Here is a 25,760-nt window from a genome sequence, read left to right as displayed (position 1 = left end):
GATCGTCGCGTAGTTCTCACCTTGATCGTCGCGCTACAGACGGCACACGAATCGACCTTGCCAGCCGCAAGGGCATGGCGCTGATCGCCATGCTGGCGCTGCTGCCACGCCAGGAACACAACCGCGACTGGTTGCGCCGGCAATTGTGGAGCCGCAGCAGCGAGGAACAGGGCCAGGCCAGCCTGCGCAAGGAATTGTCGCGTCTGCGCAAGGAACTGGATGGGCCGGCGCCCGGCCTGCTGTGCAGCGAAGGGCGGCGGGTGTGGCTGGATCCCGATCAATATGATCTGCTGCCGGCCGAGCCTGGCCAGATGCTGCTGGAAGGGCTGGAAATTCCCGGCGCCGCCGAATTCGCCCGCTGGCTGGAACAGCAACGCGCCGCCGTGCCGCACCGGCCGGAAAATTTTGCCGCGCCGCGGGCTCCGTCCAGCGTGGCGGTTCTGCCCTTTGTCAACGACAGCGGGGATGCCACCAGCGATTATCTTGCCGCCGGCATCGGCGATGAACTGGCCGACCGGATTTCGCGGCTGCGCTGGCTCAAGGTCATCGGCTCCGGCAACAGCTTTGGCGTTGGCGGTGGGGAGGATGTGCTGGCCGCTGGCCGCCGGCTGGGCGCCGCCTATGTGTTTGGCGGGCGGCTGCGGCGCAGCCTGTCGGGCTGGCAATTGTCTGGCCGGCTGATGGCCTGCAGCGACGGCGAGATTATCTGCGCGCCGGCGCTGGAGCTGCGCAACCCACAGGAATCAAATGCAATCCTGCCGATTGTCGATCAGATGGTCGCCATTCTTTCGGAACGGCTGGATGCCAGTGAGCAGGATCGGGTGGCAGCACTCCCGGCGGATCAGCTTGATGTGGATGATCTGATCTGGCGCGGTCGCTGGCACCAGAATCGCCTGTCTGCGCCGGAGTTGGACAAGGCCGCGACCCTGTTCGGCGAGGCGCTGCGCCTGGCGCCGGAATCGCCCAATGCCGCCATCGAATGGGCGCAGAATCTGGGCCATCGCCTGTGGAGCCGCCGCGCCGAGCCGGGCGAGGTGCAGGCCTTTGGCGATGCCGCCCGCCGCGCGGTTGATCTTGATCGGCGCGATGGCCGTGGCCACATGCTGGTGGGCATTGCCGAAATGTGGCTGCGCCGCATGGGCCCGGCCGAAACCTGGCTGCGCGAGGCGATTGATCTGTGCCCCAGCCTGGCGATGGCCCATGAACAATTGGGCACGCTGCAAACCCTCAATGGCCGGCCGGTCGCGGCCTGCGAATGGCTGATGACGGCGCTGCGCCTGTCACCGCATGATTTCCGCCGCTTCTATCGCGAGGCCGAACTGGCACTGGCCCTGCTGCTGCAAGGTGAATGGGAAGACGCGCTGAGCCGGGCCGAAACCGCCATCGCGCTGCAGCCGGCCTATTGGCATGCCCATCTCACCCGCATCAACGCCTTGTGGCGCTTGAAGAATGATGCCGGCGCCGCCACCGCCCTGGCCGAATTGCAGGCGGCCCGGCCTGGCTTCCGCAGCGACTATGTTGACTGGATTCCGTTCCGCAACGCCAGCTTCAACGCCTGGCTGAAGGAACCGCTGCAGGCATTGCAATCGGGCTGAACACAAATCCTGGGGGTGGGGCATGGCATTGTTCAAGCTGAAATATCCGGTGCCTGCCGGCCCCCAGTCCTGGCATTTGTCGGGCCAGGATCTCGCCCAGGTCCGCTTCCGCCTGGAACGGCTTGAGCCCGTCGGCCTGCTTGCCCGATTGTTCCGCAAGGTCGTCCTGATCGGCCTTGCCCTGGCGGTCTGGTGGGCCCGCGTTTTCGGCCCCTATAGCCTCCTCGGTGTCCGCATTGTCGCCCGCCACGATGATGTGGTCGCCGTGCTCGGTGATCCCGCCCGCTATCCTGTCCCGTTCGGGCCCGAAATGGTCCTGCTCGCCCATGGTCCGGCGTCGGCTGATGCCGATCCCGCCCTGCGCCCGCCCTTCATGCTCGGCACCGAAGGCCCCGATCACGCCAGCCAGCGCGCACTTGTGGAACAGGCGATGGCCGCCGGGCCGGGCTGGCGAGACCGGTTCATGGCCGACACCAGCGCCATCACGGCGGCGCTGCTCGCCAATGCCGATGGCCAGATCGATGTGATGAAGGATGTGTTTGCCCGGGTGACGGCGCAAACCGGTGCCGATTTCCTTGGGCTGAACCCGCCCGACATCGATGCCTATTCGGATTGGACGCTGGCCATGTCGGCCATGCTGTTTGGCGATCCGTCGGGCACGCCCGTGCCCCGCGAACTGGCCCAGCATGCCGGCTGGCGGCTGCGCGCCCTGATCGATGCGCAACTGGCCGGTGCCGTGGCCCAGCTGGCGCCGCTGGATGCCGCCGGACGGGAGGCACTGGCCGCGCAAAAGGGCCTGATGTGGGCGCTGGCCGCCACGAAAATGGCCGGCGCACCCACGCTGGCGCCGGCCGATCATGCCCTCATCCGCTCCATCATCACCGGCCTTGCCATTGGCCTTGGCCCCACCACCACGCTGGCCGGCGGCAAGGCGTTTGACTGGCTGCTGAACCATCCCGGCCCGTTCCAGATGGCGGTGGACGCGGCGCAAGCTGGCAACCGCGACGCGCTGCGCCGCATCGCGCTGGAAGCCTGCCGCATGGCCCCGGCGCTTGATCCCGGCCAGTTCCGCATGGGCCCCGATGGCCCGGTGCTCGCCGCCACGGCGGCGGCCATGCGCGATCCCAAGATCTGGTCCCGGCCGGACCAGTTCGACCCCGATCACTGGGTTGGCAAGGAATTTTCCCCCAATCTCATGTTCGGCCACGGCCTGCACAACTGCATGGGCCAGCACATGAGCACCGAGCAGATGACGGCGATCATGGCCGAACTCTTCGCCCAGCCCGGCCTGATCCGCGCCAGCAAGACGCAAACCGCCGGCGTGTTCCCGCGCCGGCTGGATGTGCGCTATGGCCCGGCCCTCCCGGCTGGCCCGGCAGCGCATGCGATGATCACGCTGAATGTGCCGGTGCTGCGCGGCGTCGCTGACCCGGCCGCCGATCTTGCCGTGCTGGAAGCCGATCTGGTCGCCTTTGGCAACCCGGCCGGCCCGGCAGTGCGCGCCTGGCTCGATGACGTCGCCATCGTCCATTATCTGTCGATCAATGCGCTCGATGTCGGCACGCCGGCCGCGCCCGACGTGCGCCTGCTGATCGAGATTTCGGCCGATGGGGCGGAGGAACAGGCCCTCGAAACCATCTTCGCCAACCCGCCCGCCGATCTTTCGGCCCTGATCCAGCGGGTCAGCGCCTGGGATGGCCAATCCAGCCTGGCTGCCTTCCTGATCGGTCACCGCCTATATGTGCGGCCGCGGCCCTGGGGCGCCACCGGCCTGCTCTACAACGGCTCCACCGGCTTCACCATGGCGATGAAGCGCCGCCGCCGCCTGCTTGCCGATTTCGCCCGCCGCGCCGCCGATCATGTCCAGGCCCAGGCTGGCGGCGCTGCCGCCCCGGCGCTGGAAAGCGTCGCCGCCATCCGCGCCATGCTTGCCGATCCCGCAATCGCGCCCGCGCATCTGGCAAACGATGCCAGGGCCCTGCGCCCACTGCTGTTCGTCCCCGGCCGCCAGCGCCTGCCCTATGTCCATTTCCAATGGCCGGGCTTCTGGGGCGGGGTGATCGCCTATCTCTTCTCGCCCGCCGGCCGCTGGATTCCGGCGATCGCCGCCCTGCCGGCGCTTGCGGTCGGCCTTGCCACCTGGTGCCTGCTGGCCCCCGGCCTGTGGCTGGCCAAACTCGCCATCTGTGCCGCCGTCGGCCTGCTCGCCGCCGCCCTGTTCTGGGGCGCGGCGCTGTTCATCACCATCCGCCAGTTGAACAAATTGGAAGCCAGCGACGCGCCCGACACGCGCGATCCTGATCTGGCCAAGCGGCTTGCCATCGCAGCGGCGGAAAACGCCCCCGGCCACGAGCAGAGCCACATCATCTCCTGTTCCGATTTCAAGCCCGGCCTGCTGCGCCGGCTCACCTTCGCCTTCGCCATGTGGGGCATCAAGGTCTTCGCCACCCACTACACCCGCTCCGGCTTCATCCTCACCATGGGCACCATCCACTTCGCCCGCTGGCTGCGCCTGCCCGATGCCGAAAAGCTGATCTTCTTCAGCAATTATGACGGCACCTGGGAATCCTATCTCGAGGATTTCATCACCAAGGCCCACGAAGGCCAGACCGCGGCCTGGAGCCATGGTGTTGGCTTCCCGCCGGCCCGCAACCTGGTGCTCGAAGGCGCCAAGAACGGCGATCTGTTCAAGCGCTGGGTGCGCCGGCAACAGCGTCTCACCCATGTCTGGTACAGCGCGCTGCCTGATCTCACCCTCGATCGCATCCGCGCGCAAGGGTTGATCCACCACGGCCTTGCCCGCGCCGCCGATGAAGCCGCCGCCCAGGATCTGCTCAGCCTGCTGGGCAGCCTGCCGCGCCCGGCCGAGGTGGTGGACACCGCCCAGGTGCAAAGCATCGTCTTCCGCGCCATGGGCAGCCTCGTCCACGGTGCCCATCTCTTCCTGCGCCTGCCGGCCGATGCCCCCAACGCCGCGCTGGCCCGGCTGCTGGCCGGGGAAGGGGCCTTGCCGCCGGTGCGTTTTGGCGATCTGCCCTCGGGCGCGCCGCGCCTCACCGCCACCGCCAGCCTCGCCCTGTCACCGGCCGGCCTTGTCAAGCTGGGCCTGCCGGGGCCCGACAGCGCCCATGGCCTCGCCAGCTTCCCCCTGGCCTTCATGGCCGGCATGAAGCGCCGCGCCACCATCCTGGGCGATGCCCCCGATTGGGATGCGGCCGGCCTTGCTGCCTATGATGATGCCGATGTCTGCCTGATCCTCGCCACCGAAACCCCGCAGCAGCTGGCCGCCGCCATCGCCGCCGCCGGCGGCATCGCCACCATCGCCCACCAGGTCATCACCAGCCCCAGCGGCAACGGCCCCAACCCGGGCAGCCTTGAAACCGATCATTTCGGCTTCAGGGACGGCATTTCCCAGCCGGTCATCCGCCACACCGGCGATTGGCGCCGCCGCCCCGCCACCGATCACATGGCCGCCGGTGAAATCCTGCTCGGCCACCCCAGCAACCAGGGCTACACCGCCCCGCCGCTGCGCCTGGAATCGGGCCATGATCCCCTCGGCCTCCTCCCCGCCGCGGCGGAGCCCAAGCGCCCCTATCCCGATTTCACCCCCGATGATCCGCCCGCCTTCCGCGATTTCGGCCGCAACGGCAGCTTCCTTGTCGTCCGCCGTCTCGCCCAGAATGTCGAAGGCTTTGCCAAGGGCACCGCGGCCGCCGCCGCCGATCTCAACCAGCGGTGCCCGCACCTCGCCCCCAGCATCGGCCAGACCATCGATGGCGAATGGGTGGCGGCCAAGATCATCGGCCGCTGGAAGGATGGCACCCCGCTGATCGATCGTGCCGGCCCCGGCACCGATGGCGATGCGCGCAATGATTTCAGCTTCGCCCAGGAAGACCCGCAGGGCCTAGCCTGTCCGCTCGGCAGCCATATCCGCCGGGCCAATCCGCGCGACGGGCTGGATCTCAATGATCCGGAAAGCCAGGCCACCATCAACCGCCACCGCCTTGTCCGTCGCGGCCGGCCATACGCTGAGGGGAACGAGCGCGGCCTGATGTTCACCGCCCTCTGCGCCGATATCGAACGCCAGTTCGAATTCATCCAGCAACGCTGGCTGTTCAGCCCCAGCTTCCACGGCCTGCCCGGAGAGGTTGATCCCTTGCTGGGGCAGGGCAATTTCACCCTGCCCACCGCCACCGGCCCCGTCCGCCTCACCGGCCTCGCGCAATGGGTCACGCTGAAAGGCGGCGGCTATTTCTTTCTGCCCGGCCGCGCCGCCCTGCGCTGGCTGTCGCAGCCCCGCTGAATCCGCTTTCCCTGTCGGCGCGCCGCCGGTATGCGCGCCGACAGCCAGAAGGGGAGGCTTCATGGACCGTTTTCTCACCACCCACGTCGGCAGCCTGCCGCGCGCCGCCGATCTGCTCGATCAGATCATCGCCCGTGAAGAAGGCCACGCCGTGGACGAAGCCGCCCTGGCCGCGCGCATCGAACAGGCGGTCGCCGATGTGGTGGCCAAACAGGCTGCCGCCGGCATCGACATCATCAACGATGGCGAACAGTCAAAGCCCAGCTATGCCACCTATATCAAGGATCGGCTGACCGGCTTTGGCGGCACCGGCACCAGCTATGTCTTTCAGGATGTGGAGGATTTCCCTGGCGTCAAGCAGCGCATCTTCGGCGATGCCGGCCGCAAGCACCGCAAGACCCCGGCCTGCAACGCCCCCATCACCGCGAAGGACATGGAGGCGGTGCACATCGATGCCGCCAATCTCAACCGCGCCATCGCCGCCCACCCCGGCAAACAGGCCTTCATGTCCGCCGCCTCGCCCGGCGTCACCGCGCTGTTCTTCCGCAACGATTTTTATACCAGCGATGAAGATTATGTGATGGCGCTCCCCGAAGGCCTGCGCCACGAATATGAGGCCATCGCGGCCGCCGGCATCACCCTGCAGGTCGATTGCCCCGATCTCGCCATGGGCCGCCACACCCAGTTCCGCGATCTTGATCTGAAGGGCTTCCGGGCGAAGATGGAGCTGAACATCGCCGCCCTCAACCATGCCACCCGCAACATCGCGCCGGAACAGATGCGCATGCACCTGTGCTGGGGCAATTATCCCGGCCCCCACCATTGCGACGTGCCGCTGGCCGACATCATCGATCTGATCTGGACCGCGCGGCCCCACGCCATCCAGTTCGAAGCCGCCAACCCGCGCCACGCCCACGAATTCGCCATCTTCGAAACCGTCAAGCTGCCCGACGGCAAGAAGCTCATCCCCGGCGTCGTCGAATGCCAGAGCCCCTATATCGAACACCCCGGCCTCATCGCCCAGCGCATCGCCCGCTACGCCCACCTCGTCGGCCGCGACAATGTCATGGCCGGCATCGATTGCGGCTTCTCCATCCACGCCGGCTCCGGCGGGGTGGATCCTGACGTGGTCTGGGCCAAGATGGCCGCCATGGCCGAAGGCGCGCGGATCGCGACAAGGCAGTTCTGGCCCTGACATCCTCCCCGCACAGGGGAGGTGCCGAGCGCAGCGAGGCGCAAGGGTTAGGCCCGGCGCACGCGCCCTTGCACCGGCCCGCCAGCGCTGCCAACCTCCCCCCCCATGCTGCATGGCCCGCCATCCACCCAGCGCAAGGCCCGCCAACTCCGCCGCCAGCACCCGGCCGGCCCCTATATTCTGGATTTCTATTGCCCCGCCCATCGCCTGACGGTGGAAATCGACGGCGACAGCCATAACAACGCCGCGCAATGGCACCACGATCAAGCGCGCGATGCCTGGCTTGCCACCCACGGCGTCCTCACCCTGCGCATCCCCGCCCGCGATGTGCTGGCAGACTGCGACGCCGTCATCACCCGCATCCTCGCCACCGCCACCACCCGCGAGCCAACCACATCCTCCCCTCAAACGGGAAGAAGAACAGTCCCACATCCTCCCCTGCAAGGGGAGGTGGCGCCCGCAGGGCGACGGAGGGGTGTCGCCCGTCGAAACGACCGCTCTACCCTCAGCGCCCGCGCCTCACGGCCCGTCATAACCAATCGCCGCCGCCGCCGCGCCGCTCATGATGAAACCGATCGGCCGCTCGGTTTCTTCCTGCAGATGGCCGATCAGGCTGGCGGTGCGGGCCAGCAGCGAAATGCCCTTCAGCGCGGCCAGCGGGAAGCCGACATCCAGCATCACCGCCGGGATCGCGCCATTCACGTTGATCGGCAGCGGTCGGCCCAGCACGGCGGGCAGGGCGGCCTGCACATCGCGCAGCGCCTTGATGTGCGCGCCCTCCACGCCATGCTCGGCGGCCAGCTTCAGCAGCAGGTTGGCGCGCGGGTCGCCTTCGCTGTGCTGGGGATGGCCAAAGCCGGGGATGGCCTTTTTCTCGGCGCGCAGCGCCCGCACCGCGGCTTCGGCATCGCCCCCCGCTGCCACGGCTTCCACCACCTGCGCCAGGAACCGCCCGGCCACCTCGGCCGATCCCAGCACCACGCTGCCGCAGCCCAGCAGGCCGGCGGCCACGGCACCGTGGAAGGCCTCGGGCGCGGCGGCATAGGTCATGCGCGCGGCCACCACCGATGGCACCAGGCCATGTTCGGCAATGGCGCACAGCACGGCATTGGCGAAGAATTTCTGCGTCTCGCTCGGCACCTGGCCGGTCACCAGCATCCAGAAATAGGTGATGAAATCGGTGTTGCCGATGATCTCGCCGGTCAAATCCTGGCCGCGCACCTTGATCTGGTGGGTATCGGATGTGCAGATGGCGGTGAAGGGGGCATCCTGCTTGCCGATGCGCATGGGTGGGCTCCTCAGTATTTCGAAATACGAACTTGCCTTCGATATGCGAAAAGATTAGGGAGGGCAAGCTGGCGCTCCGGCCTGTGCGCGGGCCGGCCGCCGGGCGCGGTCACCCGCGGCCGATGTGCGGTCACCGCTGCACCGGCTGCGGTCACCGCGGGGCACGGGGCGGGCACGGCGGCGCCGGTTGCGGCCACGGTCGCACGGATTTTCGCGTTTTGGAGGATGGGTGATGCAAGCTGAACAGGCCGCGCTGCCGCTGGCGGGTGTGACCGTGCTGGAAATGGGCACGTTCATCACCGGGCCCTGTGCCGGCATGCTGCTCGCCGATCTCGGCGCCCGGGTGATCAAAGTGGAGCAGCCCGGCAGCGGTGATCCCTTCCGCGCCTACAAGGGCACGCTTTATTCCCCGCATTTTCAAACCTATAACCGCAACAAGCAGTCGATCACGCTGGATACGCGCCAGCCCGAAGATCTGGCTGCCTTCGATGCGCTGGCCCGCGATGCCGATGTGTTCATCCAGAATTTCCGCCCCGGCGTGGCAAGGAAACTCGGGGTGGACTGGGAACGGCTGCACGCGCTCAACCCGCGCCTCGTCTATGCCAGCATCTCCGGCTTTGGCAGCAGCGGCCCCGATGCCGACCGGCCGGCGTTTGACACCGTGGCCCAGGCCGCGTCGGGCTTCCTGCGCCTGCTGGTCAATCCCGTGCACCCGCGCGTTGTCGGCCCGGCCATCGCCGATGCCATGACCGGCTTCTACACCGCCCAGGGCGTGCTCGCCGCCCTGTTGCAGCGCGCCGCCACGGGGCAGGGCCGGCTGGTCGAAACCTCGATGTTCGAGGCGATGGCCCACTTCAACCTTGATGATTTCACGCATCTTTTTGCCGCCGGCCAGGTGATGGACGCCTATAGCCGCCCGCACGTGTCGCAATCCTATGTGTTCCAGTGCAGCGACGGCCTGTGGCTGGCCCTGCACATGAGCTCGCCGCCGAAATTCTGGGAAAATCTGGCCCAGGCGGTGGAACAGCCCCACATGCTGGCGCTGCCGGCCTTTGCCAGCCGCGATGCCCGCATCGCCCATTATGAGGATGTGGTGGCGCATCTGGCGCCGATCTTTGCCACCCGCCCGCGCGCCGACTGGCTGGCCCGGCTGCGCGCGCTCGAAGTGCCCACCGCCCCCGTCGCCACCACGGTGGAGGTGCTGGAGAACGAGCAGGCCCGCCATCTGCAGCTCCAGGTCTCCGCCACCGGCCCGATGGGCGAATTCCGCACCATCCGCTCGCCGATTTCCTTCGATGGCCAGCGCAATCTCGATGTGACCGCGCCGCCGCTGCTCGGGCAGGACAATGCCGCCATCCTTGGCCGCCGTGCCGAAGCGGCAGAATAGTTGACCGCGCCCGCCAAAGCCTGCCACACCAAGGCGATGGGTGCGGACAAGGATCCGGAATATCTCTCGACGCTGGAACGGGGGCTGAAGGTGCTGCGCGCCTTTGACGCGACGCGCCCGGAAATGGCCCTCTCCGAAGTGGCGGCCGCCACCGATCTGCCGCCGGCGGTCGCCCGCCGCTGCCTCAACACGCTGGTGGCGCTGGGCTATATCCGCCAGGATGGCCGGCGCTTCCTCCTCACACCCGAAGTGCTGGCCTTCGGCTCGGCCTATCTCTCCTCGATGAATGTCGAAAGCGTCGCGGTGCCGCCGCTGCAGGCGCTGGCCGACGCGACCGGGGATTCGGTCAGCCTCGCGGTGCGTTCGGGGCGGGAAATCCTCTATGTCGTCCATGTGCCCAGCAACCGCCGCATCCGGTTGGGGGCAGGGGTCGGCACCCGCTTTCCGCTGCACGCCACCTCAATGGGCAAGGTGCTGCTGTCCTACGCCGCCGATGTTGTGGTAGAGGACTTGCTGGCCGCTGGACCGCTGGCCCGCATGACGGAGCGGACGGTGACCGATCCGGCCGCCCTGCGCGCCCGCCTGGCGCTGGTGCGCGACCGGCAGTACGACAGCGCGCTCGACGAGCTGGATTATGGCATCGTCTCGGTCGCGGTGCCGGTGCGCGATGCGCAAGGCGTGGTGGTGGCGGCGATCAACTGCTCCACCAGCACCACGCGCATCAGCCAGGATGAACTGGTGCGCACGCGTCTGCCGCTGCTGCGCGATGCCGCCGGCCAGATCGAGGCGGAATTGCGCCGCACGCCGATGCTGGCCCGCTCGCTCGCCCGCTGACCGCCCCCATTTTCCACCTGTAGGACATGCCCAACAGCCCGCCGGGGTGCGGCATCTGTGCGCGCAAACTTCGCATATCGAACTTGAGTTCGCATACCGAAACGCTATCGCCGATGGTCAAGGCCCGTCATGGGCCGGGCGTGGCGCGGGAAGGCCACGCCCCAGCATTGGGGAGGCACAAGATGCAGATGAATTTCGCCCGTCACGCGGCCCGCCTGTTGGCCACCTCCGCCCTGGTCGCGCTGCCGGCCTTCGCCCAGACCGCTGAAGCGCCGAAGGACGAGGGCGAGATCATCGTCACCGCCACCCGCCGCGCCGACACGCTGCAGAACACGCCGGCCGCCGCGGCCGCCTTCACCAGCGCCACCATCCAGTCTGCCGGTATCGAACGGCCGGGTGACTTCATCGGCCTGACCAGCAACGTCAACCTCGTTGAAACCCAGAACGCCGGCAACGCCTTCGTCATCATCCGCGGCATCACCCAGGCCCGCAATTCCGAACCCTCGGTCGCCGTCATCGTCGATGGCATCCAGCAGGTGAACCCGGCCCAATTCAACCAGGAACTGTTCGACATCGAACAGATCGAAGTGCTGAAGGGCCCGCAGGGCGGTCTCTATGGCCGCAACGCCATCGGCGGCGCCATCATCATCCGCTCCAAGGCCCCCACCGATGAGCTCAGCGGCAAGATCACCGCCGGGGTGGACAATGGCTTTGGCTATTATGTGCGCGGCAATGTTTCCGGCCCGGTCGCCGAAAATCTGAAATTCCGCCTGTCGGGCAGCTGGTATGACACCGATGGTTTCATCCGCAACACGTTCCTCAACGAAAAGGCCGATCCGATCAAGGATCTGAACTTGCGCGGCAATCTGCTGTGGAACCCCACCGCCGGCCTCGATGTCGATCTGCGCGTCGCCTATTCCAACCTGCAGACCCAGGCGCTTTATTTCAACATCGTCAACGATGTGAACGACACCTCGCTGCCGGTGCGTGTCAACAACCGCGGCCAGAACGACCGCGAGATGTGGAACGCCGCGCTGAAGGTCAAATACAGCGGCGATTTCGGCACCGTGCAGAACGTCTTCAGCTATGACCGGCTGACGGAAGTGCTGACCGGCGACGCCTTCAACTTCCTGCCGATCCGCGAATCGCTATTCTTCCAGTTCTTCGGCTTCGACCTCAACCAAAGCCAGTTCCTGGAAGTGGACGCCTGGTCGAACGAGCTGCGCTATGAATCGCCGGCCGACAAGCCGCTGCAGTTCGTCGTCGGCTCCTACATGGTCGGCACCAAGCGCTTCATTTCCACCGGCAACATGATCGATACCGGCCAGGGCGTGTTCCCGGTGTTCCGCACCCCGTCGACCGATCCGCGCAATCCGCAGTTCAGCTTCCTGTCCGACAGTCAGGATAACTTTGCCTGGGCATTGTTCGCGAACACCAGCTGGAAGGTGAACGAGCAGCTGCGCGTCGATGCCTCGCTGCGCTATGACCGCGACACGCGTGAGAACACCACGCTTACCCCCACCGCCTTCCTGCCCAACGTGCCCGGCTTCCCGCAGGGCCGCAGCGGCGATGTGCGCAAGCGCAGCTTCCAGAGCTGGCAGCCCAAGTTCACCCTGACCTACAAGCCGGTGGACAATATCACCCTCTATGGCGGCTGGAGCCGTGGCTTCCGCTCGGGCGGCTTCAACCAGACCGGTGTTGGCGCCGTGGCAGCCGGCAACGGCATCGTCGGCGTCGGCGATATCTTCAACGCCGAAGTGGCCGAAACCTGGGAAGTCGGCGCCAAGACGCAGACGGATGACAAGCTGCTGACCTTCAACGCGGCCGCCTTCTCGACCCGCACCGAAAACAGCTATTTCTTCGTCTTCCTGGCCGCCAACTCCACGCAAAACCTCGGCAACGTGCCGCTGGCGCAGATCAAGGGCTTTGAACTGGAAGCCAATCTGCGGCCGATGAAGGGCCTCGATATCAACTTTGGCCTTGGCTATACCGACAGCAACATCAAGCGCTTCGCCGACGCCCGCCGCATCGGCAACGAACTGCCGCTGATCAGTCGCTACACGTTGAACGCCGGCATCAACTATGTCCGCCCGCTGACCGAGGATCTGAACCTCAACGCCCGCGTCGATTATCGCTGCACCGGGCGCACCTGGTGGGATGTCGAAAACTCCACCAGCCGCAACCCGGTGGACATCATTGATGCCCGCCTTGGCGTCTCCACCAACAAGTGGAGCGTGACGGCCTTCAGCCAGAACCTCACCAACAGCATCTATAACGCCGAATTCTCGCCCGGCGGCTTCGTGTTCAAGGCGCGCCCGCGCCGCTATGGCATCGAAGCCAGCTTCAACTTCTGATCGAAAGGCACGAACAATGGCCCGCGTTCTCGTCCTCTATTACTCCTCCTGGGGGCATGTGGAGGCCATGGCCAACGCCGTGGCCGAGGGCGCGGCCAGTGTCGATGGTGTCAAAGCCGTGGTGAAGCGGGTGCCCGAACTGGTCCCCGCCGACACCGCCGCCGCCTTCTTCTACAAGACTGAGCAAGCGGCCGCGATCGCCGATCCGAACGAGCTCGCCGATTATGACGCCATCATCATCGGCACGCCCACCCGCTTTGGCAACATGGCGGCCCAAATGCGCAACTTCCTCGATCAAACCGGCGGCCTGTGGGCCAAGGGCGCGCTGATCGGCAAGCTGGGCGGCGCCTTTGTCGCCACCGCCAGCCAGCATGGCGGCCAGGAAACGACGTTGACCAGCATTCACACCACGCTGCTGCACCACGGCATGATCATCGTTGGCCTGCCCTACAGCTTTGCCGGCAACAGCATCATGACCGAAATCAGCGGCGGCACGCCCTATGGCGCTTCGACGCTGGCCGCCGGCGATGGCAGCCGCCAGCCGTCGACCAACGAGCTCGACGGCGCCCGCTTCCAGGGCCGCCACACCGCCGAGATTGCGAAAAAGCTGTTTGGCTGATTATCCTTTGGGGGAGGAGAGCATCATGACCATCACCCGCCGTCCCAATCGCCTGCACCACACCGCCTATGTCACCAAGGATCTGGAGGCGACGCGCGCCTTTTACGAGGATGTGATCGGCCTGCCGCTGATCGCCACCTGGACGGAAGCCGACGAGCTGTTCGGCAAGCTGCGCACTTATTGCCACGTCTTCTTCGAACTGAACGACGGCTCGTGCCTGGCCTTCTTCCAGTTCGCCGATCCGGCCGACCAGGCCGAGTTTGGTCCCGACATCCCGTCGAGCCCGTTCATCCACATCGCCCTGCATGTGGACAAGGACACGCAGGAAGCGCTGGAAGCCCGCATCAAGGCCGCCGGCATCACGGAACCAGCCACCTATGTGCTGGAACATGGCTATTGCCGCTCGGTCTATGTCACCGATCCCAACGGCATGATCCTCGAATTCACCTATGATGCACCTGAAGCGCTTGATCCCGCCCTTGATGCGCAGCGCCGCGCCAACGCCCATGCCGAACTGAAGCGCTGGCTGGCCGGCGATCACACCAACAACAACAATTTCCGCTCGGCCGCGTGATCCAGCCGGCGCCGTCCACGGCGATGGACGGCGCCTTCGCCGGCAGCCGTCTGCATCGCATCCCCGTGCCGGGGGGCGAACTGGTCGCCGAAGTGGCGGGGCAGGGGCCGGCCATCATCCTGCTCCACGGCTGGATGCTGGACCGGCGGCAGTGGCGCGGCCTGCGCCCGCTGGCCAGCCGTTTCACGCTCATCGCCCTTGATCGCCGCGGCTGTGGCGACGCCACCGCCCCGCCCGATCTGGCCGAAGAGCCGGCTGACATCAGCCGCGTCGCCACCGCGCTCGGCCTCGGGCGCTACCATCTCGTCGGCTTGTCCCAGGGCGGCAAGGTGGCGCTGGCCCACGCGGCCCAGCGCCCGGCCGGGCTGGACCGGCTGGTGGTGATTGGTGCGCCGATCGATGCTGATTTGCCGGCCCCGCCCGATGCGCTGCCGCTGGCCCATATGGCCGATCTTGCCCGCGCCGGGCGCATGGCTGATCTGCGCGCCTTCTGGCTGGCCCATCCGCTCACCGCCGGTCGCCCGGAAGTGCGCGCCGCCATGGCCACCATGCTGGCCCGCTATGATGGCCGTGATCTGGTCGCACCCGGCCGGCCGCTGCGGGTCACCCTTTCTGACATTGCCCGCATCACCGCGCCTGCCACCGCGCTGGCCGGGGCGGATGACACGCCGTGGCGCCGCGCGGTCGCCGCCATGCTGGGCCGGGCCGGCTTTGCCCACGCCCTCGTCCCCGGTGGTGGCCATCTCGCCCCGATGGACGCGGCCGAGGCCACCAACGCCGCGCTGATCGCCGCCCTCACTTGACGTGGGCCACCGCTGCGGCAGCATGGCCGCGCATCCGGGATTTCCCGCAGCTTGACTTGGATGCAGCTGCGTGGCCATTTGTCCGGACAACTTGTGGAGCTTGCCCGCGATGTCTGATCTGCCACCGCCCTACACCGCGCTCACCCGCCACCCGATGCTGGCACGCACCAACCATGACGAGGCGGCGCGGTTCAACTTCCTCACCCACCTGAACCGCTATCTGTCGGGCACGCTGGGGCCGGGCAACCGGTTGGCCTATGATACCCGCGTGCTGCCGGCCTTCCGCGCCGAACATGGCCGCGATCCCGAACATCGCTATGAAATCCGCGATGCCATGAACCAGGACCCATTCCACCGCATGTGGAGCGCGCTGAAGCGCAATTCGATGGAGATGCGCCAGCACAACGGCCGCGCCACCGTGCTGCGCCAGCTTGACGAGCTTGATGCGCTTGCCCGCCAGTTCAACGAGCATTCGGGCCAGCTTGAACTCGATCCCAGCATTCAGCAGCCCGAATATCAGACCGCGGTGGACATTCATTGCCAGCCCGGCGGTTATCACAGCGAGGAACGGCCCGGGGATGTGTCGGCCGGGGCCAATTATGATGTCGGCATCTTTGCCACCACCGGCGGCGCGCTGGGCGGGCTGAACGATGGCGGCGGCCAGGCCGTGGTGGCCTGGGCCAAGAAGGAACGCCCCGGCTGGCAGCCGCAGCGCATCCTCGATGTCGGCGCCACGGTTGGCCACAACGCCGTGCCGATCGCGCTGGCCTATCCGGAAGCCGAGGTGATCGCCATCGACACTGCAGCCGCCTCCCTGCGCTATGGCGCGGCGCGTGCGGCCGGGCTGGGCGCGAAGAACATCAGGTTCGTCCAGGCCAATGGCGAAGACCTGTCGCGCTTCCCCGACAATCATTTCGATTGGGTGCAGACGACGATGTTCCTGCACGAACTGTCGGCCCGGGCGATGCCGAAGCTGCTGGCCGAATGCCACCGCGTGCTCAAGCCCGGCGGCCTCATCCTCCACATCGAACAGCCGCAATATTCGGATGCCATGCCGCTGTTCGAACAGTTCATGCGCGACTGGGATGCCTTCAACAACAACGAGCCGTTCTGGAGCGCGATGCACGGCCAGGATCTGAGGCAGGTGATGGCCCGCGCCGGCTTCCCGCTGGAAAGCCAGTTCGTCGTCGGCGTCCGCGCCGTGGTTGATCGCAGCATCTTCCCGGCCGCCGAAACCGAAGAACAGGAGGATTATGGCCGCGCCGCGGTGTGGAACGCCTATGGCGCCTGGAAACCTGCTGCGCAGGAGCTGGCGGCATGACAGAGGGAGTTGACTGGATCGCCCGCGCCGGCGCCCGCCCCAAGGGCCGCCGCCCGGCCTATTTCGATGATCCCGCCGTTGATCGCCTGTTGTCGCTGTCCATGGCGCTGGTCGCCGAAGTCAGCGTGCTGCGCGAACGGCTGGACACGGTGGAACGGCTGCTGGAGGCCAAGGGCGGCCTCAACCGCGCCGATATCGAGGCCTATATGCCCGACCGCATAGCTGGCGAGGAACGCGGCGAGGCCACCCGCGCCTATATCGCCCGCGTCATGCGCGGCTTCGCGCAAGAGGTCGAAGCCATGGCCAACCCTGATCCGCCGATCATGGACTGGGTGGAGAAATTGTCGAAGGAATAAGGCGCGCGTCAAGCGCCCGTCTCGACAAAGGGTGGAGAGACGATGGACATCGAACCGGTGCTGGTGCTGCGCTGGCTGCACATCCTTGCCATGGTCTATTGGCTTGGCGGCGAATGGGGCGTGTTCCAGACCAGCTACAATGTCACCAACCCGCGCCTGTCATTGGATGAACGGCGCCGGCACATGGAAACCGCCTACCGCATCGATATCCTGGCCCGCACCGGCATCATCCTGCTGCTGCCGCTCGGTCTGCACATGGGCCATATCTATGGCCTGCAACCTTATGGCGGTGGGTATCTCACCGCCATGTGGCTGGCGGTCGGGGCCTGGATGGCACTGTGCTGGGCGGCCTTCTTCACCCGCGAAACCGATACCGGCATCCGCCTCACCAAGATCGATGAATATGTCCGCTTCATCCTCATCCCGCTGATCTTCATCGTCGGGATCGGCAGCCTGCTTGGCCACGGCCCGCTCGAAGCCGGCGAGGGCAACCGCTGGTATGCCACCAAGCTCACCCTCTATGGCTTTGCCCTGTGCATCGGCCTTGGCCTCCGCTTCATCATGCGCGCCTGGACGGTGCGCTTCCGCCGCCTCGCCATGGGCCCCAACCCGGCCGAGGAAGCCGCCCTCACGCGCGAGATCGGCTGGGGCCGGATGATGGCCTATGTCTACTGGATCACCATCTCCGGCATCTGCTTCCTCGGCACGGTGAAGCCCTTTTAGGTCCTCCCCAATTTCCGATTGGGGAGGTGGCGCGCAGCGCCGGAGGGGCCTCTTTGGGCCAGAACCCCTCCGTCAGCGTTCAGCTGCCACCTCCCCAAACAAGTTTGGGGAGGACCTACCTCACTTCAAAATCTGGTTCATCTCCACCAGCACGCCATCCGGATCAAAGAAATTGCAGCCCATCACCCTGATCTCCGGCCCGCCGTTCCGCCCCGGATAGATCTGCAGCCGCGGTTCGGATGTGAAATGCACCCCCGGCACGGCCTTGGCCGCCTTGCAGCGGCCTTCCACATCATCGGTGTTCATCACCAGCACCACGCCGCCCGGCCCCATGCGCTTGGGGTACGGCTTGGCCTTCAACGTCGGCTTTACCCACTGCATCAGGCCGATCCAGCCCACCCAGGGGTCATTGCTGTTCAGCAGCACCAGCCGCGCCTTGGCGCCCGGCGGGCCGGCGGGCAGGGCGACGCCGCTGGTTTCCACCACCGTGTCATAATTCACCTGCATCCCCACCACGTCGCGATACAGCTTCAGGCTCGCCTCCATGTCGCGCACGATGATGGTGGCGCGGCGCACATCGGTGGGCAGCCGCTCCTTGGGCTTGTCCACGCCCGGCGCGGTCTGCGCCGTGGCAGCAGCAGCCATCAGGCCAAGGGCAATGATCAGGTGTTTCATCGGCTTTCCTCCACGGCACCGCTGGCGATCAGGGCGGCGATCCTGTCTGCATCATAACCCAGCCCGGCCAGCACGGCGCGGCTATGCTCCCCGGCCTTGGCCAATATCTGCGGGGCGCCGGGCCGGCCGCCGGCCAGCTCCAAGGGAATGGTCGGCAGCGTGGTCTGGCGGCCATCGTCCAGCGTCACCGGCTCCAGGCCCCCGCTGGCCAGATGGGGATCGTCAAACAGCTCCTCCGGCTTGCCAATCGGCGCAAAGGGCATGCCGGTGCCATCCAGCTTTGCCACCACCTCGGCCCGCGTCATGCCCGCCACGATGCTGCGGATCACCGGCAGGATACGGTCGCGCGCCAGCACCCGGCTGTTGTTTTTCCTCAGGCTTTCATCCGCCCACAGCGCGTCCAGCCCGAACAGCGCGCAGAATTTCTCCCACAGCGCATCCGTCACCACGCCGATGAACAGTGGTTCGTCCTTCGTCTCGAACACGTCGTAAATCGCCCAGGCCGAAACCCGGGCCGGCATCGGCGCGGCCGGTTTCCCGGTCACGGCAAACTGCGCCATGTGCTGGCCCACCAGATAGGCGGTGGTTTCAAACAGGCTGGCCACCACCTTCTGCCCGCGCCCGGTGGCGCCGCGCTGGTGCAGGGCCGAAAGGATGCCGATCACGCCAAACATGCCGCCGGTCACATCGATCACGCTGGCCCCGGCGCGCAATGGCCGGCCCGGCGGCCCGGTCATATAGGCAAGGCCGCCCATCATCTGCGCCACCTCGTCCAGCGCCGTGCGCTGCTCATAAGGGCCGGGCAGAAAGCCCTTCTCGCTGCAATAGATCAGGCCGGGGTTGCTGGCCGCCATCGCTTCATACCCCAGCCCCAGCCGATCGAGCGCGCCGGGGCGAAAATTCTCCACCAGAACATCGGCACCGGCAATCAGATCGCGCGCCACGGCAAGGCCATCGTCCGATTTCAGATCAAGGCAGATACTGCGCTTGCCGCGGTTGTACATCGGGTAATAGCCGGCGCCCGATCCCAGCAGCCGCCGCGTCTGGTCCCCGCCCAGCGGCTCCACCCGCACCACATCGGCGCCCAGCCCGGCCAGGATATGCCCCACCGTGGGGCCCATCACCATATGGGTGAATTCGATGACCTTCAGGCCAGCCAGCGGGGTGGGGGGCGTCATTTCGCCATCCTTTCGTGATAATCCAGCATCGGGCCAGCGTCTGGCGTGAAGCCATAGAGCGGCTCACCGGGCAGTGCCTCGGCCAGGATCGCCCGCACGTCGATCAGCTTTTCCAGATCAATTCCGGTCTCCAGCCCCATGCTGTTCAGCATCAGCACCAGATCCTCGGTCACCAGATTGCCCGAAGCCCCCGGCGCGAACGGGCAACCGCCCAGACCGCCCAAAGAGGCATCCAGTGTGGTGATCCCTTCTTCCAGCCCCGCCAGCGCATTGGCCAGCCCCAGCCCGCGCGTGTTGTGCAGGTGCAGCGTCGTCAGCCGCTCCCCCACCTCGGCCCGCACGGCGCGCACCAGCCGCTTCACCTGGGCCGGATCGGCATAGCCCGTCGTGTCCGACAGGCTGAACTCCGCCGCTCCGGCCTCGGCCGCCGCCACCGCCAGCCGCACCACCCGATCCTGCGGCACCGCGCCTTCCATGGTGCAGCCGAACGCCGTTGAAAGCCCCACGGCAAAATGCACACCGGCCGCGCGCGCGATGGCCGCCACCGCGCCAATCTCGTCGATCATTTCGGCATGGGATTTGCGCACATTCTTCAAACTGTGCGTCTCGCTCATCGAAAAGGGGATAGACATGCCATGCACGCCCGCCGCCACCGCCCGCGCCGCACCCTTGACATTGGGCACCAGCGCCACGACGTTCAGGCCGGGGATGGTCCGCGCAAACTCCACCAGTTCGGCCGTGTCGGCCATCTGCGGCAGCAGGCTGGGCGGCACGAAACTGCCCACCTCAATCTCGCGCACGCCGGCCGCCGCCTCCGCCGCAATCCACGCCTTCTTGGCCGCCAGCGGCATGACCCGGCTGATCGACTGCAACCCATCACGCGGGCCCACTTCGGATACGAGGATCATCGCATTGCTTCCAGATACACCCACGGCCGCACCCCCCGGTCTGCCGCCTCCCACGCATCAATCGCACCCCGCGCTTTCAGCGTCAGCGCAATCGCGTCCAGCCCTTCCAGCAGCATCAGCTTGGCTTCCGCATCAATGGCAAAGCCCACCCCGTTCACCGTCTGCGCCGCCAGATCGATGGTCAGCGTGGCCCAGGCCCAATCCGCCACCGGCAATTCCACCGGCAACAGCCCGTTGCGCAAGGCATTGGCCTTGAAAATCGGCGCAAAACTGGGCGCGATCACCGCCCTGATGCCCCATTCGGCCAACGCCCACACCGCATGTTCGCGGCTCGAACCACAGCCGAAATTCTCGCCGCCCAAAAGGATCTGCGCCCCCACCGCGCGCGGATCGTTCAGGGGAAAGGCCGGATCCGCCACCCGCGCATCAACATCCAGATACCGCCAGGGCGCAAACAGCCCGTCGGCAAGGCCGGTGCGCCCGGTGGAGCGCATTTCGCGGCTGGGGATGATGGCATCGGTATCGACATTGTTGCGAGCCAACGGAATGGCGACCGAGGTGAGGGTGGTGAACGGCGTCATGCGATCTGCCTTGGATCGGCGATCACCCCGGCCAGGGCACTGGCCACCACGGTTTCGGGGCTGGCGATATGGGTGCGGATACCGGGGCCCTGGCGGCCTTCGAAGTTGCGGTTGGTGCTGCTGATCGTGCGGCTGCCCGGCGGAAAGCCCTCGCCGCCGGCATAGAAACACAAGGAACAGCCGCTTTCCCGCCATTCAAAGCCGGCGGCCTGAAAAACCGCGTGCAGCCCTTCGGCTTCGGCTTCCCGCTTCACCGCGCTGCTGCCCGGCACCACCAGTGCCTTTTTGATGCCCGGTGCAATCCGCCGCCCCTTCAGCAGCGCGGCGGCGCGCCTCAGATCGGAAAGCCGGCTGTTGGTGCAGCTTCCGATGAAGGCCACATCAATCGGCGTGCCGGCAATCGGCGTGCCCGCGGCCAGCCCGATATAATCATGCGCCCGCGCCGGGCCGGCCGGCAGGGCGGCATCGATGGCGATGCTGTGCTCGGGGCTGGTGCCCCAGCTCACCATCGGCGCCACCTGGCCGGCATCCAGCGCCAACTCGGCATCAAAATGCGCATCCGCATCGCTGTGCAGCGATTGCCACCAGGGCGCATCAAAGGCCGCGGGCGCATAACGCCGACCGGCCAGCGCTGCATACGCTGCCTCATCGGGCGCGATGATGCCGGTGAAGGCAGAAAATTCGGTGGCCATGTTGCACAGCGTCTGCCGTGCCTCCATGTCCATCGCAGCCACCGCAGCGCCGGTATATTCCACCGCATGCCCGGCCCCGCCGCCGGCACCAAAGCGCGCCAGCAACGCCAGCGCCAGATCCTTGGCCGTCACCCCGGCCGCCAGCCGGCCATCCAGCCGGATGCGCATGGTCTTCGGCCGGGTCAGGCGCAGCGTGCCGGTCACCATCGCATGCTCAGCCTCGCTGCTGCCGATGCCCCAGGCCAGCGCGCCAAAGGCGCCCTGCGTGCAGGTGTGACTGTCCGGCGCCACCAGCGTGCAGCCCGGCAGCACGATGCCCAGTTCCGGCGAGATGACATGGACGATGCCCTGATCGGGATCGCTCACATCAAAGATGGTCAGCCCGGCGGCCTTGGCGGCGGCGCGTGTCTCGCTGATGAAGCCCTGGCCGCCGGGCATCAGCGTCTGGTCGCTGCGGCCGGGGCGGGTGTCGACAATATGATCCATGCCCACGAACACGCGGGCCGGATCACGCACGCGCCGGCCGGCCGCCGCCATGGATTTCAGCGCGGCCGCCCCGGTGCGTTCGTGCAGGAAGATGCGATCAATGGCGATCAGATCGGCACCACCGGGCGTGGTCGCCGCCCGGTGATGGTCCCAGATCTTGTCCACCAGCGTCGGCATCAGGGCTCCAGGCTCTGCCAGTCCTTCGTCACCAGGCTTTCCTGGATGGCGGTGCGGGTTTCCAGCTGGCCGTTGCGGATCCAGTGCCAGGTGCGGCAGCGCTTGGTGCCGCAATCGGAAAGTTGGATCATTTCATACAGATAGAGCGTGGGATCGCCGGTGCGTTCCCAGAACAGCATCACCGACCGGCTGTGGTCATCCTGGCCCACCTCCCAGGCGCTGCCCTTGATCAGCTCATTGTCCCACCACACACGCTTGTCGCGATAGGCGGCGGGAAAATCGCGGATTTCGGTGCGGCCGTCGGGCCAGGTATAGTGGTTTGTCTGGTGATAGGGCGTCGGGCTGTCATCGCCCAGAAAGCGGCAGAACAGCCGGCTCTTGTGCTCGTCCACCTTTTCGCCGGCGGCGTTGTAATAAGTATATGTGCCGTCCCACACGCCCTCGTGGCGGGCCAGCAGCGGCATGTCTTCACGAATTCCCATCTTGGTCTCCAGTGGCGGTGTGGAAGGCGCGGGCCGATCGGGCCTGCAACAGGGCAAGATGCGCCGCCGCCAGCCGTTCGGGCGTGATGGCGGCAGCATCAAAGGGGATGGCAGTGGCCGCGCTGGCCTGGTGCCATGGCCGGAAAAAACAGCCTGCGCGCACGGCGCTCCACGCGCGGGCCAGGTGGCTGCCAAAGCGGTCTGGGGTGAGATCGGGGTAGAGCAAGGCCGGATCGCCGGGGGCAGGGGCTTCGAACGCCAGGCCGGCAAAGCCGCGCTGCCGCGCCACCTCGGCCAGCACCGCATCCCAGGCCGCCCGCCCGCTGCCGCCCGACCAGTCATCCGACAGGCCGTGGCCGGGCGCATCGATGCCGGCGCCGGCAAACAGGCTGATGGCGCGGCCGGGGGCAGCCACGCGCGCCGTTGCGCCGGCCGGCCCGCGCCAATGCACCAGCCCATCGAAATCCGCCGTCACCACCCGGGCAAAGCCTTCATCCGCCGCCTCGCGCAGCGGCACCTCGGCCACCGGCGGCAGGCCCAGCAGCCACTCCAGGCTCACCCGCTGGTGATCGGCCGGCGTCTCGACCTTCTCGGCCCGCCAGCCGGCCGGCAGGGCACCCAGCCGATCAATATGCGCCTGCAGCGGATCGCCGGCATAGGCCGAAATCAGCACCGGCGGCACCGCCGCATCGGCCGGCGGAATATCGCGCGGCGCCCGCAGCACGGCGCCATAGCCGGCGCGATAGGCATCGCCGGCCTCCAGCATCTCGCGCACCGCCTGGTCCACCCGCGCCACATCGGCATGGGCGCCCGGCAGCCGCGCTTGGCCCCGCACATCAAACCAGGGGAAGAACCAGCTCTGTTCCAGCATGCGGTTCCACAGCCAGGTCAGATGCTCGCCATAGGCCGTGGGCTGGAACGGCGGCAGATAGGATTCGCCAAAGATCGCCATCTCCTGCGGCGTCCAGATCGCATAGCCGCCCACCGCCAGCCCAGTGAAGCGCTGCGGATGCCGTTTCAGCGCGGTGACCAGGATGATGCCGCCGGAATGAAAGCCATAGGCCGGGCAACGCTCCAGCCCCAGCGCGTCCATCAACGCCACCAGCCCATCGGCGAAATCGGCAATGTCGGGGCTGCCGGGCAGGGGATCGGATTGGCCAAAGCCCGGCGTGTCGGGCGCGATGCAGGTGAAATACTGGCCCCATTGCGCCATCAGCCCCGCATATTCTGCCGACGAACGCGGGCTTTGGTGCACCATCAGCAACGGCTGGCCGCGCCCGCAGCGGCGATAATGCACGCGCCGCCGGCTGCCATCGGCATTCGTCACATCAATGAAATGGCGGCTGATCATCAGCGCCAATTTGTCCGGACAAATTCCCCTCGACAAGCTTTTTCTTGCACGGCAGGTTGCACCAAGAGGAATCAGGAGGGACGGGGATGACCGTGAAGGGCACCCGCATGGTCAGCGATGGCCGCACGGCGAAGGCAATTTTCGAGGAGGTGATGGCCAATCCGGCCCGCCGCAAGTTCGGATTCGGCCACAAGCTCGCCATCATCAATGTCGATTTCCAGCGCGCCTATACCGACATCGCCGCCTTCGCGACCGCCTATGAGACGGACCCGCGCCAGATCGAACATGTCAATCATATCAGTGCCCTGGCCCGAGCGCGCGGCATGCCGGTGATCTGGACGCGCGTTGCCTACAAGGCCGATGCCGGTGACGCCGGCGTGTGGGGCACGCGCACCAACACGCCAGACAGCCTGCAGAACATCAAATATGACAGCGAGCGCCATGCCTATGATCCGCGCGTCGTCATCGGCCCCGATGATCTTGAATATACCAAGCGCATGCCAAGCGCCTTTTTCGAAACCCCGCTGGCCAGCTATCTCGTCTGGCACAAGGTCGATACGGTTGTGGTCACCGGCGGCTCCACATCGGGCTGCGTCCGCGCCACGGCGGTCGACGCGCTTTCCCACGGCTATCGCACCATCGTTCCCATCGAAACCTGTGCCGACAAGCACGAAAGCTATCACTTCGCCAATCTCACGGATCTGCAGCTGAAATATGCCGATGTCGAACCGGTGCAGGCGGTGATCGACTGGCTGGAGGCGCAGCCATGATGAGCGAGACGATCCTCCCCAAACTTGTTTGGGGAGGTGGCGCCGAAGGCGACGGAGGGGCAGCGGGCGAAGGCCCCTCCGCCTCGCGTCGCTCGGCACCTCCCCAAACAAGTTTGGGGAGGACCCGCCGGTGATCGAGAACGCCGCCGATCCCGGCCTCTACAACCCGGCGCCCAGCCGCCGCCGCTTCACCTGGCCCGGCGGCAAGACGGTCGCCGTCTGGGTCGCGCCCAATCTGGAATATTACGAGATCGACCCGCCGCCGCACCCGCGCCGCAAGGCCTGGGCCCGGCCGCACCCCGATGTCGTCGGCTTTTCGCACCGCGATCATTCCAACCGCGTCTCGCACTGGCGCATGGCCGATGTGATGACGAAACACGGCTTCCCCGGTTCCGTCTCGCTCTCCGTCGCCCTGTGCCAGCATCACCCGGAGGTGGTTGCCGATGCCAACGAACGCGGCTGGGAATTCTTCAGCCACGGCATCTACAACACCCGCTATGCCTATGACATGGCAGAGGAACAGGAACGCGCCATCATCGAAGATAGCATCGCCACGGTGCGCGCGGCCACCGGCCAGACCATCCGCGGCTGGCTCGCCCCGGCGCTCACCCACACGCCGCGCACCCTCGATCTCATCGCCGAATATGGCCTCAGCTACACCTGCGATCTCTACCATGATGATCAGGTGCTGCCGGTCCACACCCGAAGCGGCCGCCTCGTTTCCATCCCCTACAGCCTGGAGGTGAACGATCATTATGGCTTCTTCGTCTACAACATGTCCGGCCGGGACTATGCCGACACGCTGATCCGCCAGTTCGAACGCCTGGCGCAGGAACCCGGCAGCGTGATGTGCATTCCGCTGCACGCCTATCTGATCGGCCAGCCGCACCGCATCGGCCCGTTCGAACAGGCGCTCCGCCACATCGCCGCCGACGGCCGCGCCTGGATCGCCACCGCCAGCCAGATCGTTGACGCCTGGCAGGAGCTGCAGCCATGAGCGCCACCCAAATGATCCTCCCCAAACTTGTTTGGGGAGGTGGCGCCGAAGGCGACGGAGGGGCTGGTCCGGCGCTGCCCCTCCGCCTCGCGTCGCTCGGCACCTCCCCAAA

The 25,760-nt window shown here is 66.7% G+C and carries 22 protein-coding genes and 1 pseudogene; 15 read left to right on the top strand and 8 right to left on the bottom strand.

Annotation, left to right across the window (positions count from 1 at the left end):
• From CHU93_RS16320 to CHU93_RS16305, 4 genes and pseudogenes are all read left to right on the top strand, one after another.
• Positions 1-1,595, top strand: a 1,595-nt coding sequence (locus CHU93_RS16320) for a tetratricopeptide repeat protein (protein ID WP_207759302.1), incomplete at its 5' end; no start/stop codon positions are given.
• 22 nt (positions 1,596-1,617) lie between these two features.
• Positions 1,618-5,898 carry a cytochrome P450 gene (locus CHU93_RS16315; protein ID WP_094475193.1) on the top strand — a complete coding sequence of 1,427 codons (4,281 nt, stop codon included), beginning with the start codon at positions 1,618-1,620 and terminating at the stop codon, positions 5,896-5,898.
• Between the two features lie 61 nt (positions 5,899-5,959).
• Entirely contained in the window at positions 5,960-7,093 is a 1,134-nt protein-coding gene (locus tag CHU93_RS16310; RefSeq protein ID WP_094475192.1) for a cobalamin-independent methionine synthase II family protein, read from the top strand.
• A 105-nt stretch (positions 7,094-7,198) separates the two neighbouring features.
• Positions 7,199-7,450, top strand: a pseudogene (locus tag CHU93_RS16305) (endonuclease domain-containing protein); the annotation flags it as partial.
• A 162-nt stretch (positions 7,451-7,612) separates the two neighbouring features.
• Here CHU93_RS16305 and CHU93_RS16300 read toward each other — a convergent pair.
• Positions 7,613-8,380, bottom strand: a complete 768-nt coding sequence (locus CHU93_RS16300) for a citryl-CoA lyase (RefSeq protein ID WP_094475191.1) — start codon at positions 8,378-8,380, stop codon at positions 7,613-7,615.
• Between the two features lie 232 nt (positions 8,381-8,612).
• On the opposite strand from CHU93_RS16300, the gene CHU93_RS16295 reads away from it, so the two are divergent.
• From CHU93_RS16295 to CHU93_RS16255, 9 genes are all read left to right on the top strand, one after another.
• Positions 8,613-9,767 carry a CaiB/BaiF CoA transferase family protein gene (locus CHU93_RS16295; protein WP_094475190.1) on the top strand — a complete coding sequence of 385 codons (1,155 nt, stop codon included), beginning with the start codon at positions 8,613-8,615 and terminating at the stop codon, positions 9,765-9,767.
• Positions 9,768-9,803: 36 nt separating this feature from the next.
• Positions 9,804-10,601 carry an IclR family transcriptional regulator domain-containing protein gene (locus tag CHU93_RS16290; RefSeq protein WP_094475211.1) on the top strand — a complete coding sequence of 266 codons (798 nt, stop codon included), beginning with the start codon at positions 9,804-9,806 and terminating at the stop codon, positions 10,599-10,601.
• 182 nt (positions 10,602-10,783) lie between these two features.
• Positions 10,784-12,955, top strand: a complete 2,172-nt coding sequence (locus CHU93_RS16285) for a TonB-dependent receptor (protein WP_094475189.1) — start codon at positions 10,784-10,786, stop codon at positions 12,953-12,955.
• A gap of 16 nt (positions 12,956-12,971) precedes the next feature.
• Positions 12,972-13,574 carry an NAD(P)H:quinone oxidoreductase gene (gene wrbA, locus CHU93_RS16280; RefSeq protein ID WP_094475188.1) on the top strand — a complete coding sequence of 201 codons (603 nt, stop codon included), beginning with the start codon at positions 12,972-12,974 and terminating at the stop codon, positions 13,572-13,574.
• Between the two features lie 25 nt (positions 13,575-13,599).
• Positions 13,600-14,148, top strand: coding sequence for a VOC family protein (locus CHU93_RS16275; RefSeq protein WP_094475187.1), 549 nt, complete (start codon positions 13,600-13,602; stop codon positions 14,146-14,148).
• The gene (locus CHU93_RS16270) at positions 14,145-14,951 is read left to right on the top strand and encodes an alpha/beta fold hydrolase (RefSeq protein WP_094475186.1); all 807 of its coding nucleotides are present in this window, start codon (positions 14,145-14,147) and stop codon (positions 14,949-14,951) included. Before CHU93_RS16275 ends, CHU93_RS16270 begins: the two co-directional genes overlap by 4 nt.
• A gap of 109 nt (positions 14,952-15,060) precedes the next feature.
• Complete coding sequence (locus tag CHU93_RS16265; protein ID WP_094475185.1) at positions 15,061-16,272, top strand: class I SAM-dependent methyltransferase; 1,212 nt, start codon at positions 15,061-15,063, stop codon at positions 16,270-16,272.
• Complete coding sequence (locus CHU93_RS16260; protein WP_094475184.1) at positions 16,269-16,628, top strand: hypothetical protein; 360 nt, start codon at positions 16,269-16,271, stop codon at positions 16,626-16,628. The genes CHU93_RS16265 and CHU93_RS16260 overlap by 4 nt, the downstream gene beginning before the upstream one ends.
• A gap of 42 nt (positions 16,629-16,670) precedes the next feature.
• The gene (locus CHU93_RS16255; RefSeq protein WP_094475183.1) at positions 16,671-17,351 is read left to right on the top strand and encodes a hypothetical protein; all 681 of its coding nucleotides are present in this window, start codon (positions 16,671-16,673) and stop codon (positions 17,349-17,351) included.
• Positions 17,352-17,471: 120 nt separating this feature from the next.
• On the opposite strand, the gene CHU93_RS16250 is transcribed toward CHU93_RS16255, so the two are convergent.
• Genes CHU93_RS16250 through CHU93_RS16220 form a run of 7 tightly spaced genes read right to left on the bottom strand, consistent with a single transcriptional unit; the run spans position 17,472 to position 23,881 of the window.
• The gene (locus CHU93_RS16250) at positions 17,472-18,026 is read right to left on the bottom strand and encodes a VOC family protein (protein WP_094475182.1); all 555 of its coding nucleotides are present in this window, start codon (positions 18,024-18,026) and stop codon (positions 17,472-17,474) included.
• Complete coding sequence (locus tag CHU93_RS16245; protein ID WP_094475181.1) at positions 18,023-19,204, bottom strand: CaiB/BaiF CoA transferase family protein; 1,182 nt, start codon at positions 19,202-19,204, stop codon at positions 18,023-18,025. Before CHU93_RS16245 ends, CHU93_RS16250 begins: the two co-directional genes overlap by 4 nt.
• The gene (locus tag CHU93_RS16240; RefSeq protein ID WP_094475180.1) at positions 19,201-20,112 is read right to left on the bottom strand and encodes a hydroxymethylglutaryl-CoA lyase; all 912 of its coding nucleotides are present in this window, start codon (positions 20,110-20,112) and stop codon (positions 19,201-19,203) included. Before CHU93_RS16240 ends, CHU93_RS16245 begins: the two co-directional genes overlap by 4 nt.
• Complete coding sequence (leuD, locus tag CHU93_RS16235; RefSeq protein WP_094475179.1) at positions 20,109-20,693, bottom strand: 3-isopropylmalate dehydratase small subunit; 585 nt, start codon at positions 20,691-20,693, stop codon at positions 20,109-20,111. Before leuD ends, CHU93_RS16240 begins: the two co-directional genes overlap by 4 nt.
• Positions 20,690-22,048, bottom strand: a complete 1,359-nt coding sequence (locus tag CHU93_RS16230; protein WP_094475178.1) for a 3-isopropylmalate dehydratase large subunit — start codon at positions 22,046-22,048, stop codon at positions 20,690-20,692. Before CHU93_RS16230 ends, leuD begins: the two co-directional genes overlap by 4 nt.
• Positions 22,048-22,530 (bottom strand): DUF3598 domain-containing protein, encoded by a 483-nt coding sequence (locus CHU93_RS16225; protein WP_094475177.1) that lies wholly within the window; start codon positions 22,528-22,530, stop codon positions 22,048-22,050. Before CHU93_RS16225 ends, CHU93_RS16230 begins: the two co-directional genes overlap by 1 nt.
• Positions 22,517-23,881 (bottom strand): alpha/beta hydrolase, encoded by a 1,365-nt coding sequence (locus CHU93_RS16220; protein WP_094475176.1) that lies wholly within the window; start codon positions 23,879-23,881, stop codon positions 22,517-22,519. The genes CHU93_RS16225 and CHU93_RS16220 overlap by 14 nt, the downstream gene beginning before the upstream one ends.
• A gap of 86 nt (positions 23,882-23,967) precedes the next feature.
• Between CHU93_RS16220 and CHU93_RS16215 the strand changes: the two genes are divergently transcribed.
• Both CHU93_RS16215 and CHU93_RS16210 read left to right on the top strand, forming a co-directional pair.
• Positions 23,968-24,651, top strand: a complete 684-nt coding sequence (locus CHU93_RS16215) for an isochorismatase family protein (protein WP_094475175.1) — start codon at positions 23,968-23,970, stop codon at positions 24,649-24,651.
• Between the two features lie 130 nt (positions 24,652-24,781).
• On the top strand, positions 24,782-25,648 hold the full coding sequence (locus tag CHU93_RS16210) for a polysaccharide deacetylase family protein (RefSeq protein WP_094475174.1): 867 nt from the start codon (positions 24,782-24,784) through the stop codon (positions 25,646-25,648).
• Positions 25,649-25,760: the final 112 nt, after the last annotated feature.

The sequence above is a fragment of the Sandarakinorhabdus cyanobacteriorum genome, from assembly GCF_002251755.1.
GTDB classification, from domain to species: domain Bacteria; phylum Pseudomonadota; class Alphaproteobacteria; order Sphingomonadales; family Sphingomonadaceae; genus Sandarakinorhabdus; species Sandarakinorhabdus cyanobacteriorum.
The sequence above is the reverse complement of the archived record's forward strand: the minus strand, read 5'-3'. Positions and strand labels throughout refer to the sequence as shown.